The organism is Bacteroides xylanisolvens XB1A, from assembly GCF_000210075.1.
GTDB lineage: Bacteria > Bacteroidota > Bacteroidia > Bacteroidales > Bacteroidaceae > Bacteroides > Bacteroides xylanisolvens.
Genome location: NC_021017.1, coordinates 889,055 through 905,500, shown reverse-complemented (window position 1 = coordinate 905,500; position 16,446 = coordinate 889,055). Strand labels below are relative to the sequence as shown.

Annotated in this window: 13 protein-coding genes; 1 reads left to right on the top strand and 12 read right to left on the bottom strand. The window is 40.8% G+C overall.

Going from position 1 to position 16,446, the window contains the following annotated elements:
- Positions 1 to 3: 3 nt before the first annotated feature.
- The 12 genes from BXY_RS03705 to BXY_RS03650 form a co-directional block, all read right to left on the bottom strand.
- A complete protein-coding gene (locus BXY_RS03705; protein WP_008017354.1) occupies positions 4 to 1,101 on the bottom strand; it encodes an endonuclease/exonuclease/phosphatase family protein in 1,098 nt (365 codons plus the stop codon).
- 45 nt (positions 1,102 to 1,146) lie between these two features.
- Entirely contained in the window at positions 1,147 to 3,804 is a 2,658-nt protein-coding gene (locus BXY_RS03700) for a hybrid sensor histidine kinase/response regulator (protein WP_008770968.1), read from the bottom strand.
- A gap of 70 nt (positions 3,805 to 3,874) precedes the next feature.
- Positions 3,875 to 5,089, bottom strand: a complete 1,215-nt coding sequence (locus BXY_RS03695; protein ID WP_008770969.1) for a glycosyltransferase family 2 protein — start codon at positions 5,087 to 5,089, stop codon at positions 3,875 to 3,877.
- 8 nt (positions 5,090 to 5,097) lie between these two features.
- Positions 5,098 to 6,738 carry an LTA synthase family protein gene (locus BXY_RS03690; RefSeq protein WP_015531241.1) on the bottom strand — a complete coding sequence of 547 codons (1,641 nt, stop codon included), beginning with the start codon at positions 6,736 to 6,738 and terminating at the stop codon, positions 5,098 to 5,100.
- 166 nt (positions 6,739 to 6,904) lie between these two features.
- Positions 6,905 to 7,996 carry a hypothetical protein gene (locus BXY_RS03685; RefSeq protein WP_004315926.1) on the bottom strand — a complete coding sequence of 364 codons (1,092 nt, stop codon included), beginning with the start codon at positions 7,994 to 7,996 and terminating at the stop codon, positions 6,905 to 6,907.
- A 4-nt stretch (positions 7,997 to 8,000) separates the two neighbouring features.
- Positions 8,001 to 8,852, bottom strand: coding sequence for a glycosyltransferase family 2 protein (locus BXY_RS03680; protein ID WP_004315925.1), 852 nt, complete (start codon positions 8,850 to 8,852; stop codon positions 8,001 to 8,003).
- Entirely contained in the window at positions 8,849 to 10,015 is a 1,167-nt protein-coding gene (locus BXY_RS03675) for a glycosyltransferase family 4 protein (RefSeq protein WP_008770970.1), read from the bottom strand. Before BXY_RS03675 ends, BXY_RS03680 begins: the two co-directional genes overlap by 4 nt.
- Positions 10,016 to 10,019: 4 nt before the next feature.
- On the bottom strand, positions 10,020 to 11,165 hold the full coding sequence (locus BXY_RS03670) for a glycosyltransferase family protein (protein ID WP_004315923.1): 1,146 nt from the start codon (positions 11,163 to 11,165) through the stop codon (positions 10,020 to 10,022).
- 43 nt (positions 11,166 to 11,208) lie between these two features.
- Positions 11,209 to 12,660, bottom strand: coding sequence for a lipopolysaccharide biosynthesis protein (locus tag BXY_RS03665; RefSeq protein WP_004315922.1), 1,452 nt, complete (start codon positions 12,658 to 12,660; stop codon positions 11,209 to 11,211).
- Positions 12,653 to 13,621 carry a glycosyltransferase family 2 protein gene (locus BXY_RS03660; RefSeq protein WP_004315921.1) on the bottom strand — a complete coding sequence of 323 codons (969 nt, stop codon included), beginning with the start codon at positions 13,619 to 13,621 and terminating at the stop codon, positions 12,653 to 12,655. The genes BXY_RS03665 and BXY_RS03660 overlap by 8 nt, the downstream gene beginning before the upstream one ends.
- Before the next feature lie 41 nt (positions 13,622 to 13,662).
- Entirely contained in the window at positions 13,663 to 14,778 is a 1,116-nt protein-coding gene (locus BXY_RS03655; protein ID WP_015531240.1) for a glycosyltransferase family protein, read from the bottom strand.
- A gap of 74 nt (positions 14,779 to 14,852) precedes the next feature.
- On the bottom strand, positions 14,853 to 15,191 hold the full coding sequence (locus BXY_RS03650) for a hypothetical protein (RefSeq protein WP_015531239.1): 339 nt from the start codon (positions 15,189 to 15,191) through the stop codon (positions 14,853 to 14,855).
- A gap of 148 nt (positions 15,192 to 15,339) precedes the next feature.
- Here BXY_RS03650 and BXY_RS03645 point away from each other — a divergent pair, with 148 nt between their 5' ends.
- Positions 15,340 to 16,308: a DUF7833 domain-containing protein gene (locus BXY_RS03645; protein WP_008022120.1), complete on the top strand. Its 969-nt coding sequence runs from the start codon at positions 15,340 to 15,342 to the stop codon at positions 16,306 to 16,308.
- The last annotated feature ends 138 nt before the right edge of the window (positions 16,309 to 16,446 follow it).

Sequence of the window (16,446 nt, the reverse complement as noted above, 5' to 3'; positions counted from 1 at the left end):
TTTTTATTTCATCCTCATCACCACCGGATTATGGTCGCTATAATTAAGATCCGGCGAGAAGTAATCCGTGCTATTCAGTTCCGGTGAATGGAGAATATAGTCGATTCTCAACAGATGCTTGAAGTACTTGAAAGTATACATATACCCATGTCCGCTCGTTTGAAAGCCATCCTGCAACTTATCACCTTTTATAGTGTGATAAACATACGAAGACGGCAGAGAGTTAAAGTCACCGCAGACTAGAGTTGGATAGGGGGAGGCGGCTATCAGTTGCTTGAGAAGATCAGCTTGTACGGCCCGTTTCCGGAAATTCTCATGTAAGCCGTCGATAAGTCCCAGGGTAGCATGTTCCACTCTTTGGGAATCATCCGTACGAAGTCCCTTTTCCAGTTTGCGCTTGTTCTGGCTTACTTCCGTTGTTTGGAGATGATTGTTGAACAGGCGGATGGTGCGACCATTGATTTCAATATCACATGCAAGACTGCAATTTTTCGAATCAGGATAGATGATAAGATGCTCCTCCTTGATAGGATAACGGCTGAAAACAGCCAGTTGCAACAGATTTTTCCCTTCGGGCGAAGAAGGAATATAATGATACGGCCAATTAGAAAGAGCTGCGGATATACTATCGATGCCAAACTCATCGTTTATGCCAAATTCTTGAAAACAGAGAATATCTGCTTGCAGGTTTCTCATGTAAGAAGCAATCTCCTTGCATGAGTAGCCGGTATGCTCGTGGTTAAAGGCATCGACGTTGTAAGTAGCAACCGTCAACACCCCCGGAGTATATACATTCATTTTAACCATCGGTGACGAAGCCGGACTGAAAAAAGGCGATTGTAATACACAGCTCATATACCCCCAATTGCTGAATATAGCAATCAGAGGGATGAAAACCCAGCACCGCCAACGAATCGTCCAGTAGATAGCAGAAGCAAGATTAGCCAATAAAAGTATCGGCAGTATCAAACCGATGAAAGGCATAAATTTGAAACTATCCGGTGCGGCATTGCCTACGAAAGCACCCGCAATGGTAACTCCTGCCAAAATACTGGTCAGCACGATGGATATGTAATAAAACAGTCTGTAAAAGGCTTTCATTTAATCTAAATTATTTGCTGGTTATATCATGAGGGATTAAGCTCTCTACGAAGGAAGCAACCATTTATGAATCATTGCTTTCAACTTATCATCCGCTATTGGTTTAGCTATAAAATCATTGCATCCCGCTTCTTCAGCCGCTTTCCGGTCCTGTTCGTATGCAAAGGCACTTTGAGCAATAATAGGAACAGTGGCAGACAGTTCACGGATGATTTTTGTAGCTTCCAGTCCGTCCAGATTCGGCATCTTGATATCCATCAAGATAAGATCCGGTTTCACTTCATCGAACATCGTGACAGCTTCCATTCCGTCATGCGCACGTATAAGCCGGTGATCTTTACCTAAAATAGCCTCCAATAAGTCGAAGTTACTGTCCGTATCTTCGGCAACCAAAATACAGGCATGCCGTGTATTTGCAGAACTGTCAACACTCGAATCTGCAGTTTTTCCGGCAGATGCTATTCCAGCAATGTTCCCTTCACCATTCTCTTTCTTTGAAGAATCCACATTTGCAGGATTTGCAATCGTGTATGGTAAAGTAAATGTAAACGTCGTCCCCTTGCCAAATTCGGAGTTGACGGAAATCTTTCCACCGAGCCGTTCAACAATAGACTTACAGATAGATAACCCCAATCCTGTACCCTGCGCATGATTGTTCAGCTTTGCGAAACGCTCGAACACACGCCCCACTTTCTCCGGTTCAATTCCTGTTCCGGTATCCGTTACGTGGAATACAATCTGATTGTCCGCCAGTTTGTAACCATAACTGATGCTTCCTTCCTTCGTAAACTTGACAGCATTTCCAATCAGATTTGAAATCACCTGGAATACCCGGTTCTTGTCCGTTTCAATCATCAGACTTTCGTCCGAGGATTCATAGACAAGGCTTACTCCCTGCGGAGTACGGAATATATGAGCATCGTGCACTTCCCGGCAGAGATTATGGAGACTAGCCGGTCCGAAGGAAAACTCGATGGTTCCCGATTCAATCTTCGAGAGGTCGAGAATCTCGTTGATAAGTTGCAGGAGACGTTCGTTGTTCGCGTTTACGATGTTATAATACGTCTTCCGTTCTTCCGCATCGTCGCTTTCGGCAATGAGATGCGAGAAACCTACGATAGCATTCAGCGGCGTACGTATTTCATGACTCATATTGGCGAGGAAGGCCGACTTCAGGCTATCAGACATTTCCGCTTTCTCTTTCGACGATTGAAGTTCCCGTTTTATCATTTCCAGCTCCGTGATGTCCCATTCGATGCTGACGATGATAGGCGAAGACAATTCGTCACCGTCCACCCGGATTTTCCGTTTGTCGAGGATAATCATGTTTCCGTTTCTGTCCTTTCCTTCAGCAGTCCAGTGCAGACCTTTTCCGGTGGTGGCCACCTGGATATCTTCTTGTCTCTTCTTTTCGGCTACGATAGGCGGGTAGAAATCGAAGTCATTCTTGCCGACAGGGTCGTTCTTATAAAGATCGCGGTTGTAGGCCTCCCGATTCCGGTAAATGTATCGGAAGTCGTTGTTGATTTCCTTCACTACAATCCCGGCAGGGAGATTGTTGATGGTTGTATCCATGATTTGGTTGAGCCGTTTGATTTGGGCTTCGTACCGAATCCTCTCGGAAATATCATGGGCAAACGACCAGTAACTTTCTTCTCCGGAATCATTGGTCACGTTGTACATCGTGCCTTCATAAGCCAATATACCTTTATTGATTTTAGATGGGTGATGAGCCACAAAGTTACTGCTGCCACCGTGTATGACATCTTTGCAACGTTCGTTCCAAGCCTCTTGTGTAGGCATATCTGCGGCGACATTGTAAATCTTTAATTGACTGATGTCTTCGTTTTCTGAAATACCATGATTGTACAGGAAACGACGGTTGGCAAAGATAATCGTGCCATCGGGCTTGGCGGCAAAGATACTTTCTTTGGCGTTGTTGATGGCATGAGTCAGTGTATTGATGTCATTTCTACGATGCTGTATGTCCGTGATGTTCTGGATATAGCCTTCGATATTGAAACTACCGTCGGAGCGTTGTTCACGCAGATAAGTCTGGATACGCATATAGAAGATTTCTCCGTTCAGGCGGACACGGTAGCTGATGCTTTCCATGTTGAGTTCTTTTTCGTTCACCCGACACCATTCCATAAAACTCTGACGGTCTTCTTCTACAATCAGTTCCACATATTTCTCAATGGCAAGGTTTTGCACATTTTCCTCGCACAAAACACCGGTATATCCAAGATAATGAAAAATATTCTGTTTCGTATTGTACGTCCATTGTCCTATCTGGGCTACCTTTTGGATAGCCCGCAGGGTGAGATTTGCCTGTTCCAACTGTCTTTTTACGTTGCTTCTTTGCGTGATGTCGCGATATTGGCAAAGCACCATACCGTCATAAGGGAACATGAGGCATTTGAAGTAAAAAGTTTCGCCTTTCAGCACCAACTTGAAGTTCTTGCTGATGCTTCTTTGTTCTTCGAGTACAATCTGGAAGATGGGCATCACCCTCTCTCTCGTATATTCTGGTAAAAGCTCAAATATATTTTTTCCTAAAAGTATATCCTCTTGCAGAAACCATAGATCACAATGAGGCTCAATGTCTACGCAGACTCCGTGCCTGTCAACCAATAGCATTGTATCTGCCGTCAGTTTCAATATTCTTTGTGCGTTATTCGCATCATGTAATATTCTGTTCATGTCTGTTTTTTATTAGATGATAGAGACTAATGTCTTATAGTAAGGATAACAAAAGATAATAGCATTTGTTTTACTTTTCAGCGCGTTTCGCCTTTTCCCAGGCTCCGCTTCCTTTTTTCTTTTTCAGATAACGGATGCCTTTCAGCACATTGACATTCATAAATAAGAAATAGTAGGGGATAAAAAGCAACTTGTTTTTTATCTGTTTGGTGGATAGATAATATCCCCAATATCCCAATCCGTAAAAAAGAACCTGCATGGCAAGCAGCACTCCGTAGAATATCGCGGAACCGCCTAACAGCAGAATCGCAATATTCAGCGGGAAGAGAGCAAACAACAGGAACGGAGTAATAGACCATCGCAATACCCGGTGAGACGTATATTGAAAGCTAAGTGTCCCGTAGCGGAAAGGATTCAGCAACGGACGAAGTCGCCAGATGGACTGCAATCCTCCCGCAGCGATGCGCACTTTCCGCTTTTCTTCTTCGCGCATATCTGCCGAACCGCTTTCGATGGCGTAAGCATTGGTGCAATAAGCAATGGTATAACCTTTCATGGTGATCCGGAGCGAAAGAATAAAATCATCGAGCAACGTATCCGGTTCCATTGCTTCGAATAGTTCACGACGCACGGCAAATAGTTCGCCTGCTGCTCCTACAGCAGAGTAGAGGCGGGCGTCAAGTGCTTTCAGTGTTGATTCGTATTTCCAGTAAATACCTTCCCCACCGGCAGCGGCTCCGTCTTTGGTCTGTACGGCGATCCGTTTTTCGCCGGCCACGCAGCCCACTTTCGGGTCTTGGAAAGCAAGTACGATTTCCTGTATTGCTTCCCGGTTTACCATAGTGTTAGCATCCGTAAAGACGACGAGCGGAGTGTCCACCAGCGTCATTCCACGTGTCATTGCGGCTGTCTTACCCTGTCGTAGGGGTTGGAAGTGTATGGTCGCTTTTCCCTGCCAACGGGTTTTCAGTCGTTCGTTCGTACCGTCGTTGCTTCCGTCTGTCACCCATACGATATGCAGTTTGTCCGCAGGGTAGTCCAGTTCAAGACTGTTCTCCATCTTTTCGTCTATAACATCTTCTTCATTGAATGCTGTAATGAAGAGAGTCACTTCCGGCAAACCAGCGTCCGATGCCGGCAACGAACGCTTCACAGGCTTCACGAAAAGTTCTTTCAACTTGACGAGAACGTAAAGCACAATTCCGTAGCCCAGATATGTGTAGAACACAATGAACAAGGCAAACCAGAAAATTATTTCAAGACAAAGAGTGATGATTTCGTTCATAGCTGTATTTATTTAGATATTTTCTTTCCTTTAAAATAATCACTATCTAATATAATATCAGAAATTTTTTCTCTATATATTATTCGTTTTTTTTCTCTTTCGGTGTTCAAAATGGAATCAGGGCAAAGTAAGCTATTTCCTACTCCTCTCCATTCAGAATGAATACCCCCCAAATCAAGAAGGGTTGGAAATAAATCAGCTTGCGTGATAACATAATCGCTTGTTTTGTCGATCTTTTGTGGAGAGTTTACAATATACAATGGGATTTGAAAAGAAACATTATCTTCTTCTTTGGATTTAAGCCAGTCATTTGAAATGGAATGGTCACTGGCTATTATAATTAGAGAATTGTGGTAAAGATGATTTTCTTTTAAGAAATTCAAATACTTACCTAAGTATTTATCCATATAATGCACATTAGATAGATAATTTTTTAATTCTTCTGAATATGTGTCAGGGAATGGAATGAGGTAGTCTTCAACTGCTTTGGTATATGGAGAATGCGTTGATGATGTGAGGATAAGTGAGAAAAAAGGTTGTTTGCTATTTTTGTCTATGCTTGCTGCATATTCAAAAAGAAGCTTATCATTTAACCAATTTTCTTTATAATTACTCAATGTATATTCCTTTCGTGAATAGAGTTTATCAAACCCATATTGGATACATACTCCATCTTGTCTCCATGTTTTAGATGAAGTAGGAATAACCATTCTACATTCGATTCCAGGTTTTTGTTTCTTTAAAAGTTTGGGCAAGGACACGAAAGTATTATTAAAATAATCGTAAATGGTAACACCTTTTGTTTTGGGTATAAGTCCGTTGAGGTATGTGAATTGTCCGTCGCTCGATTCGCCTAATTGTATCAGAGAAGTCATGTTATTATTGTAGTATGCTCCTTTTTCTACTAATTTGTTGAGGGTAGGAGTAATTTCTATTCCATTTATTTTTAGATCTGTAGGGAACGAAAGAAGGGATTCTACTATAATGAGAATAATATTTTCTTTTGGTGGATATTCAATACTATATTTTGATTCGTAAAAGAATGGTTCCAGTTTTGCCACTTCCTCTGGGTTACAGTCTTGTTTGTTGTTTGATGCACATTGTATAATGGTCCCATAAATTATTCCGAATTTGAATATACTTTCTGTTGGACTATTTTTAAAAGGGTGAACATACTTGTAGTTTAATGATGACCAATGTATTGTTGCTGTAGCTATTAATCCTCCTAATAAAATAAATGCAATTCCTAATATGTAAAGGGAAAAGATTCTTCGTGTCTTTCTTCTTATTTCAGAATAAGCTCTATGAAATTGTTTATAAGATAAGATACTTGCAAGAGTTGTTATTAGTATTGTAATGTCAGAGAACCTAATAGTTGCAAATACGTTAGCTGATAGTCCGTCAAGATTGTTGAATTCTCCATATAATATTGGAGGCATATATGTGTAGAAGAATCTACTATAAGATACATTTACAATTACCAGTATTGTAATGATAGTATATGGAATGAAAAATAAATAAGTCTTTTTTCCAATTAGATAAAGTGGAATAAAGAATAATAGGCATATATCGATAAAAGCATGAATGATATTCTCCAGATATGAGAATGGAGTAAGAGAATATTTATCAATAAGAATTGAGTAGTGCATGTATTGTAAATTAATATAGCATAGTAATATTAACGACAAGGGGAATGTAAATTGTTTGATTAATAATTTTATATTCATATTTCTATCTCACTATTTTGTCTGCAAATACTTTTAAATACGCTTAAGGTGCCGCCAATCATAATTATATTGTTTGTTTTCAACTATGCTATTGAAATAATTCCTTTAGCGACTGTTTTTTATTCCTCAAATATACAATTGGAAATTTGCAGAAAGATATAAAATTTCCCTCTGCAGAAGTAGCATGTAATGTACTTATTGAATTTCCTTCCATTAGTCCTATAGCAGTTTTTTTCTCAAAAGCACTAAAATATAGCTTATATTTTTCATTGTCCTTAATAAGTGAACTTCGATATAAACCATAGGAATAAAAAGAACCCAGCATTGGAGCTTTGGATAATATATATTTTTTGTTGTTAAATGATAAGCCGTCGGAACTGGAGTATAATACTAGGTTATTAGTATCATAATCATATATAACTAGATAATATATTTTGTCTATATATGCTAAATCAATATGCCAAGGGGTAACAGAATTGTCAGGTAGATGACATGTTTCTTTTTTGCTCCACTTTTTCCCATCTGTAGAAAAACTTCTACAGATTTCTCTTGGCTTTTCTATACTGTTCACATACCACATTACATATCCATTAGTACCTTTATGTATCGCAGGGCTTATAACCATATTACCTGTTTCATTTTTTATGATAGAGGTATCTTGTAGATTTATCATCACCTCTCGGGGAGACCAGTCTTTTCCATTGAGAGTATATTTGCGTAATATATAAGTAGCATTATTTTTTTGATGGCTGATGCGGTACCAGCACTCTAAAGTATCTTTATAAAAGACTAAATGTGGGTCTGAAAAATAATCTTTATTTATAATATTGTTTTCGTCTAAATCATCTATTGGATTTTGAGAGTCCTCAAAATCGTTCCAATGTATTCCGTCTTTAGATACATGCACACATGGATTTTCCCATCGTTCTCTATATGGAGGCAATCCTTTCCAATCACCATCCTCACCTAAGGGATATGGAGTTTCCGCCATCCAGTATTTATATCCATTCCATCCTTCCGGAATGTATATTACTGATGGGTGATAGGGTTGGTTACTACCTTCCGGAGTCTTGATAATTAATGGAGCCTGATTATACTTTTGAAATTGATTATACTGGTATATATAGTCAACTAATATTACACAAATAACAACTAGAATAATTTTTCTTATTATTTTCATTTGCTTATTTGATTAAATTATTGTCTTTATCTTTATATTTTTTCTTTCTGGTGAATAATCCTCCAATACCTTTTAATCCTTTGATAAAACGCACTTTGAAGCTTTTAAACAGTCCTCCATCTGCTCCTACTGTTCCATATCCGGTTATAACCCGTGCTTTTGAAGAATGGATAAAGACGAGTTTTCCGTAAGGTTTCATCGCTAAAGCCAGTGAGCCGTCTTCACCACGAATGATATCTGTGCGGAATCCTAACTGCTTGCCTAATTCTGTTTTGAATGCGAATGTCATGCCGCGTACACAAAGTTCCGGACGCTGTATGGCTTGAATGCGCAGGTAAAAGTCTCTTAATGATTCATACCACCATAATCCCCATTTAGAGTGTTGCTCATCAGGAATAAAGCTCCAAAGGCTGAACGTGCAGACTACGTTTGGTTGCATTAGTTTTTTTACATGTGTCTTGATGTAATTGTTCGGGTACATGGTATCGGTGTCAATACAGATATGGTATGTTCCTTTTGCTTGGTTTAATCCGCATTGGCGGGCATGTCCCGGTCCTTTCTTAAGCTCATTGAAATAAGTGACTCCCAACTGTTGGAGCACACTTTCAGTTCGATCGGAAGAATTGTTGTTGACAGCCAGAATTTCAATCGGAAAGTCACAGATGTTGTCACAAAGCGACCATAAGCAACTTAGCAAACGCTTTTCTTCATTATAGCAGATGAGAATGACAGATGCTAAGGGTTGTTTGTTTTCCGATAATTTCTGCAATTTAGTTTTTACGAAATCTACTGCTTCCTTTGGTGCTGAATCGAAAGGTTGTTCGTAAACTTGCAGATATTTAGTATACCATTTCATAAATCTTTATTTTTTTCAATGATACTTTCAAACAATGTTTTCCATTGTTCTGCGATTGGTTCGATCCTGAAACGTTCTATATCCATTCGAGCTTGCCGTCCCATTTCTCGTCGTACATTTTCGTTTTCTATCAGATAGCAGATTTTCTCTGCTAATCCCTCTATATTACCGTTTTCTACTAATAGTCCGTTTATTCCGTCGCTGATGATATCACGCGGTCCGCAGGGGCATGTAAATGAGACGGGAGGTACTCCACATGCCATTGCTTCTATAATAACCATGCCAAATCCCTCATAACGCGAAGAAAGGACGAAGATAGAACTTTTACAGTACTTATCGACAATATCCGGTGTGCTATGCTCCAGAATACAACTGGGGCTAATTCCTAGTTCGTAGATTTGGTTCTGAAGTTGTTCCCGCATACCATCACCATAGATACGGAGAATCCAGTCCGGGTGTTTTTTATTGACAATGCTCCAAGCAGATATTAAACGGTCAAATCCTTTTTGAGGGACATATCTGCCTACGGCAATGACCTGTTTGGGGGTGTTATCCGATTGTTGTTCCGGCAAAAACGGGAGTGGATTGTAGATTACGGTTACATTATTGAGCTCTGTCCATTCGGCAGCATCTTCATGGCTAAGGACGACAAAACTTTTGAGTTGTCGCACCTGCCTGATGAGTTGCCACATCCAGTATTGCTTGACGGCACGCTGAATGATACCAGGAAGACAGTTGTCGCTGAATTCCCGGTAATTGGACTTGTTGAAGTGGATTTCTCCAAGCTTAATGCTTTTGTCTTTCATCTTATTGATGAAGTTTATATCACGTCGTAAGAGAGAGATGGTAATGTCCGGTTCAATCTCATTGAGGCATGTCTCCAGCCTTTTTTTAAACAATTTCTGTTTGCTCCAATATCGGTGAATTCGTTTCGGTAAGGAAAGGCCATACAATTCGTCATAGTTGATGTCGAGCTGATGGGTGGTGATGGATGGATACAATTTATAGTAAGGTTCTTTTCCTTTTCCATCGGTCAATATGATGTGTATGTCATACCCTAAATGTTCTGCAAAATAGTTTGCTTTTAGTGTAAGTACACGTTCCATTCCACTAGGATAATAGAGCGAGGGGATGCAATAGGCTATTTTTACTTTTTTATTCATCGGATTACTTTTCAAGTATTGTATGCTGTGGTCTGATGTCCAATTCATCGATGACTTTTTTCATTTGCGCTGTCCAGGACAATGGACGGATAGATTCTCTAATATTCTGCGGAGTCATAGTCAGAGACTTTTGAAAGCTGATTAACTGTTGAATATTAATAGGTGATTCATCTGGTGGTGCTTTCCAAATGTAAGGCATCTTATCAAAATCTTCGTCGATTTCTGAATAAGTAAATGCCAATCCTCGTGCAGCATATTCGCGATTTTTTAAAGTTTTGATATGTGTGATACCACTGCGGTGTCGGCCTAAACTACCGATAGCAAAATCTGCCTGCTCAAACATGGCGTCAAGTTGCTGATCATGCTGTGGTCCATGGAGGATAACATAAGATTCTAGTTTATTATCACGAATGACGGGAAGGATTTCTTGCTTTTCACGTTCGCCGGATAATGGTCCCACGATATGAAAATAAACTTTGTAGTCAGGATTCGTACAATAATATTCAGCTAATCCACGGATAAGTCGATCGAATCCATGCCAATAGTGTACTTCAGCTACTCCTATTAAATGTAGCTCATGTGTCGTGTCATTCATTTGTTTCTTCATAGGAATGGCATCAAAATCAATTCCGTTAGATATGCGGATTGTTCGTTCGCCAAAGATATTTTTAGCGTTTGAAAAGGTGACTATTCCATTAAGGAAAGAGGCCAGGCGATGACGAAAACAACGATCTGTGAGCCTTTTGAATTTCATAGGCCATGTGATGTACTCTTGATCGTAAGGAAAAGTCGGTATCTCCATGACCACTTTTGCTCCTTTTTTCTTCATACGTTTCACCATATTTATGGTGAAAGGGTTTGCATTATGATATGAACGGATGTAGACAAAATGTATATTTTCGCGAAGTACGTAGTTTGCTATGCAGTTTAGGCCCAACCGTTTCCGAATTTTCGCAAACACTCCTTGTCCCAATTCAGCAATCACTGCATTGTCTGCCATCCAGCGGCGTTCACCGGAAGGGCTTATGTCATAATAACATAAACGAACATCTAACCCACATTCTTTGAGGGCTTTTACCTGATAGTGTATTTTTTTGCTAATTCCGTTGGCTTTGTCGAAGCCGTGGAATATAAGGAATAAGGCTTTCATTGGTTGCTCAAATCTCTATATATTGTTTATTCTGTTCTTTTTATTATCTCTTACACAGGATGCTTCGCACTTTGCCGATAATGTCATACTCATGCGTCATTTGTATATAAATGCCAAAGATAATAAAACTAACGATACTTTTGGCTATAATTGTCACAAAAATATTCATCCCTTCCAGTGCATACTGCATGGGAATGAGGGCTAATGCTATCAAAATGCTAATGATGAACGGAGAAATAAGCTGACGAATGAATGGCCACGCACTTCGACGGAAGGTTATCCGGTACATTTGCCAGTAACATTGTATAAAGTTGATGGAGAACGTCACCACAATGCAACTAGCCACTGCTGTCAGCGTTCCGAAATAGAAGATTCCGAGCAGTATGCCTGTCACGTTGAGCACAGACGAGAACACTCCGCATACAAATAAGCTCCGTGTATCGCCTGCCGCCTGAAAGATGGAACCGGACGAGGAGAGTATGATCTGAATTCCTACGGACAGGGAGAGTAGCCGAAAAACGGGTACGGAGGGCAGCCATTGGACTCCAAAAATAATCAACGTTACTTCCTCTGCTGTAAAGAAGAGCAGCACGCTAAGAGGCAATCCGATGAAAGCGAGGAATCGGAGAATACGTTCATAAGAGGTGGCTAGTTTTGCTTTGTCATTTTGGAAATCACTGAAGATGGGGTGCATTACAGGAGTGATGACCTGGGTGATGTTTTGCAAGGGAAGCATCATCAGGCGATAGGATTTTTCGTAATATCCGAGGTCGGACATACTCATGTATTTGCCAATCAGTAATTTGTCCAGATTGCGGCTGAAGTAGTTGATGACGTTGAATAGAAACTGGTAGGCGGAATAGGAGAATATCTTCCGGAGCGCCGTCAGCCCCAGCGTGAAACGCAGTCGTTGCGGATAGCGCTGGTAGGAGATGACGAATATGAGTATGCTGGATATTATTGGGTTGATAATCAGTGCATATAATCCTGCTCCGCAGAGGGCGGCAGTCACGGCTGCCGCACCTGCGGAAATCTGGATAACGAAACTACGGATAGCGATGAATTTGAATTCCTTGTTCCGATAGAATAGTGCTCCCGGCACGATGGTGGCGGAGGCAAAGAATAGATTAACGGACAGCAGTTGACACAGTGTCCGCAGGATTTCGCTTTCGTAATAGTCGGCAATCATCCATGAAGCTGCAAAAAACAAGATGCTGATTCCGATGCCGGTCCATACGGTAAACGAGAAAATAGTTGATAGTTCATCTTTTGTCAGTGATTTGTGCTGTATGATAGCGGGAGATATTCCCATATCGGTGAGGAGGCTGAAAAAAGCGATGATTACGGTGGCAACGGCTACGATTCCGAAGTCGTCCGGAGATAGGAGGCGGGCCAGTATTCCTGCTATTACAAGAGAAATGACAATGCCGCTGTATTTGGCCAGTGCGGTATAGAACACTCCTGAAAAGAGTTGATTTTTAATGTTGCTAGCCATTGTCGACCGTTTTTTTATGGTTTATAAATAGGAATTTGAAAAGTAATGCCCCTATCGTTTTTGTCGATACATACTTTTTATATTTTTGCAGGCACAACCGTGCGAGTTTGATCCGCTCCGGTAATTTTAGTGAATGTGCTTGCCACATGGCAGCGTCAAGCATTTGAGATAAATATAAATCAATAATTTCTTTATTTTTATCTTCGGTAGTCTGTCTTCTAAAGCTAAGAATCTCTTCTGTGACGACAAGATATCCTTTTATGTTCCGCATTGCGAATTTACTCGTCATTGTAGAATCTTTTCTCATACGACGATGAAAAAAAGTTCGTTTAATGCAAGCTGCTTTCGTGCTTTGTAGATAAAGCAAGGTAGTAAACAGTTGGTCTTCGTGTACGATTTCGGGATAAAATGATAGATTATGTTTTTCTATCACGTTTCTATGAATAAAGTGCAGGCAAACGGAAGGAGTATATTCTTTATTCTGTAATTGAATTTCAAGTGCTTCCTGGCCGGTATAGATTTTGTCTTCTAATTTCTCTGTATGTTTGTAATTCAGTGTTGGAGCATTTTCAACGTTGTTTTCAAAGAAAACTAAAGCATCAAAAAATACAAAATCAAGTTTTTCTTCTTTGCATTTATGATAACACAATTCCAAAGCATCTTCTTCCAGCAGATCGTCGCTATCCATAAAATAGATATATTCTCCGTGTGCGTGTGAGATCCCTCTGTTACGCGCAATTGATTGTCCCTGATTCGCTTGTGTATATATTTGTATACGTTTGTCAGTGTCACCCAGTTTTTCTACTATACTTAAACTTTTGTCTGTTGATCCGTCATCTACAACTATTATTTCCAGTTCTTTCAAGCTTTGATACATCACGCTTTCTACTGCTTGACGAACATATTTTTCAGTGTTATAGACAGGAATGACGACACTGACTTTTATTTCATTATATTTCATGCATTTCGTATTCTGATAAATTATTGATACTGGCAGCAGCATTACAATCTGCTGTTCAAATCTCTATATACTTCGGCATATTGTTTGCCCACTTTATCTATACTCATGTTTTCTAGTGCATAGGTATAGTTCATTTCTCCTTTTCCCCAAGTAGATAACTGCCAGGCCATTTTCAGTGCCCGTATGATATCGGCTTTATGATTCGGATTGAAAGTCGGATTGCCTGTGTTTTTTAATAGTTCGCCTATATTGCCGGTATTTGGTCCTACGACTATCTTGTGGAAAAGAAAAGCAAGAGGAATATTTACGGAGTTTAGTGCATTTCTTTCTTGGATGAATATCACGTCAGAGGCAGACATATAATAAGGGAGGTCGCACTCGTCTATCGGTTCGTCGTTGGCTCCCGCTTGTAGTCTGAACATACGGTTTAACAACGGCATGAGGACATAGTAGCCAATTCGGGAAGCCCATCGTTTGAGGATATTTCTGCCATAGTTATTGCGCCTTGAAAAGGGGCATAAGCGAGGGGCTATCAGTAGTTTCCGTTCTTTGTCCCAGTCGCGGAACGCTCCGAGCAGCATACGTCTTTCTTCCCGGTTGCGGAATTTCCCGAAGGCGGTGACGACGAATGCTTCTTGTGGCAGGTTCAGATATTGGCGCGCGCGCTCTATGCTGATATCTTCTTTGTAGGTGTATTGGTAGATGTGGTACGGGATGATGACGTTCCTGCTGTCGGGATATTTTTGTATGAATTCTGTCTGGCTGTAATGTCCCATGTGCACTACGGTGTCACTCTCCGATTCGATTATGTCGTAGACCCGGCTGATGATATCATTTGCATAGTGGGGGTGAATGTTGTGCCGTGTGTATATGAAATGAGTTCCTCGCGAGCGGAAAAAATCAATGCGTTCTTTCAGGCGGCGGATGACGTCGGGGTCTTTGCATGTCCATCCCACCAGTTCTTCCGGCCATTGGAAATGGATGATGTCATAAGTCGTATCCGATTCCCAGAATTCTTTTTGGGAGTATCTTACATTGATTCCAGCCATTCTGATAGCATCGCATAAGATAGGAACAAATAGATTGTCGGTTTCTCCGTTTTCTCTGAAAACGATCAGTGCTTTTATTGATGGGCTGCCTGTTTCGCTATCACTCATTTTTTAAGTTTTAAAGACCTTTATTACATTGCAAATGTAATAAAACTTATGATAAGTTTCTCCTTTTCTGTGTTTTAATTGTAGTTTAAGTTGCTATTTGAGGAAATCTGAAACAGGTCTAATGTTTTTATAAGCCGTTTTTCTTCTTGGGTATAAGGAATGTGGTGACTTTCAATATATTGCTTGAGGAAGAGACAAGCATGTATGAAAATGTCTGCTTTCATATAGCTGGTGAAATTTATGTAACGGTAGTAGGAGGCTTCACTGATGTCGATATGCACGCAGAGGTCTACTGTGGCTAGCCGTGACGTTTTCAAGAGCTTTTTTATCAGCATTACTCTGTTCTGGTAATGCTCGTTCACTATTTTATTTTCTTCTATTTCTTCCAACGTTTGGTTGCGTTTTGTGTCCATATTGTTTGGGATTATTAATAATTTTTGGCAAAGGTCGGATAAAAAATATATAATCCCTCTCTCATTTTTGCGATAGCTGGAATAAAATACATTTTGCACCTTTGCGCCCCGGAAGTATTAAATGTGGAATAATAAATGATAAATGAAAATGAAGAAAGATCAGTATTTCAATTTGGAGGTAAATTTGTTGAATGACGACAATATTGCCTGTATGATGTCAGAGATGAATGCCGCGGAAGCACTCGGAATTTACGTGATGTTGCTGTTGCATCTGCGCACTAAAGATGCTTATGAGGCGTCGTGCAAACCGGTTTTACTGAAGGCCATGGCCCGGCGGTATGATGTGGATGAAGTTGCGGTGGAGCGGGTACTTCGCGAATTCGATCTCTTCGAACTGGATGAGGAACGACAGATGTTTCGTTCTTCTTACTTGGATAGGGTGATGAAAAGCTTGGAAGAGAAGCGGAAAATGGACATCGAAAACGGTAAAAAAGGAGGGCGTCCGAAAAAGGTGGCAAAAAGTGCTGAAACGCCCGTCAGTAAAGGGAGAAAACCCACTGAAAACCAGAAGAGGAGAGAAGAGGAAAGTAAAGAAGAGGAGAGTAAAGGAAGTGTTTCTGTTGTAAACAATAATAGGAGTAATATAGAAACACCGTCTCTTGTGAGCCGTTTGGCGGATGAAGGCAATCATGGCCCGTTACAACCCGTGTTGCCTTGGGAAAAGTTGGTGGACCAACTTTCTACTTTCCAGTCATATATGGAATTGGCCGGGCAGCATTCCGGTTTGGGAAAGCTTTTTGTAGACCATCAAAAACTTATTTTGGAAATCTTCAAAAAACATATCCGCCTTTATGACAAAGGAGCGGGACTGCTTTTTCCGGAGGACGTGAAACGGTATTTTTCAAATTATATCGCGGCCGGTTCCGTTACTTGTCGCACGTTGAGGGAAACCTTGCTGAAAGAGCTTGAGAATACGGTCGACAAGGATGTAAACCGCTTTGAAAGCGTCGTCGACGGGCGGCGAACGTATCTGGGACATCTTATTCCGGTTGATGCGCCGCCACGTCCCGATGCATCAGCTGTGTGGGATGATGTGAAGAAAAGATGGGCGCATTAATCCGGCAGATGACTGGCTTCGTCCGGTAGGTTGCCGATGTTCGTCTGGTAGGTTGTTGATGTTCGTCTGGCAGGTAACGGAAGCTCGTCCGGCAGGTGGCAGACACTCGTCCGGCAGGTAAGTCCTCTGCGTGTGAAT

Bases quoted from the DNA above. Each gene is read 5' to 3' on its own strand.
- BXY_RS03705 (WP_008017354.1), bottom strand. From the start codon at position 1,101: ATGAAAGCCTTTTACAGACTGTTTTATTACATATCCATCGTGCTGACC.
- BXY_RS03700 (WP_008770968.1), bottom strand. From the start codon at position 3,804: ATGAACAGAATATTACATGATGCGAATAACGCACAAAGAATATTGAAA.
- BXY_RS03695 (WP_008770969.1), bottom strand. From the start codon at position 5,089: ATGAACGAAATCATCACTCTTTGTCTTGAAATAATTTTCTGGTTTGCC.
- BXY_RS03690 (WP_015531241.1), bottom strand. From the start codon at position 6,738: ATGCACTACTCAATTCTTATTGATAAATATTCTCTTACTCCATTCTCA.
- BXY_RS03685 (WP_004315926.1), bottom strand. From the start codon at position 7,996: ATGAAAATAATAAGAAAAATTATTCTAGTTGTTATTTGTGTAATATTA.
- BXY_RS03680 (WP_004315925.1), bottom strand. From the start codon at position 8,852: ATGAAATGGTATACTAAATATCTGCAAGTTTACGAACAACCTTTCGAT.
- BXY_RS03675 (WP_008770970.1), bottom strand. From the start codon at position 10,015: ATGAATAAAAAAGTAAAAATAGCCTATTGCATCCCCTCGCTCTATTAT.
- BXY_RS03670 (WP_004315923.1), bottom strand. From the start codon at position 11,165: ATGAAAGCCTTATTCCTTATATTCCACGGCTTCGACAAAGCCAACGGA.
- BXY_RS03665 (WP_004315922.1), bottom strand. From the start codon at position 12,660: ATGGCTAGCAACATTAAAAATCAACTCTTTTCAGGAGTGTTCTATACC.
- BXY_RS03660 (WP_004315921.1), bottom strand. From the start codon at position 13,621: ATGAAATATAATGAAATAAAAGTCAGTGTCGTCATTCCTGTCTATAAC.
- BXY_RS03655 (WP_015531240.1), bottom strand. From the start codon at position 14,778: ATGAGTGATAGCGAAACAGGCAGCCCATCAATAAAAGCACTGATCGTT.
- BXY_RS03650 (WP_015531239.1), bottom strand. From the start codon at position 15,191: ATGGACACAAAACGCAACCAAACGTTGGAAGAAATAGAAGAAAATAAA.
- BXY_RS03645 (WP_008022120.1), top strand. From the start codon at position 15,340: ATGAAGAAAGATCAGTATTTCAATTTGGAGGTAAATTTGTTGAATGAC.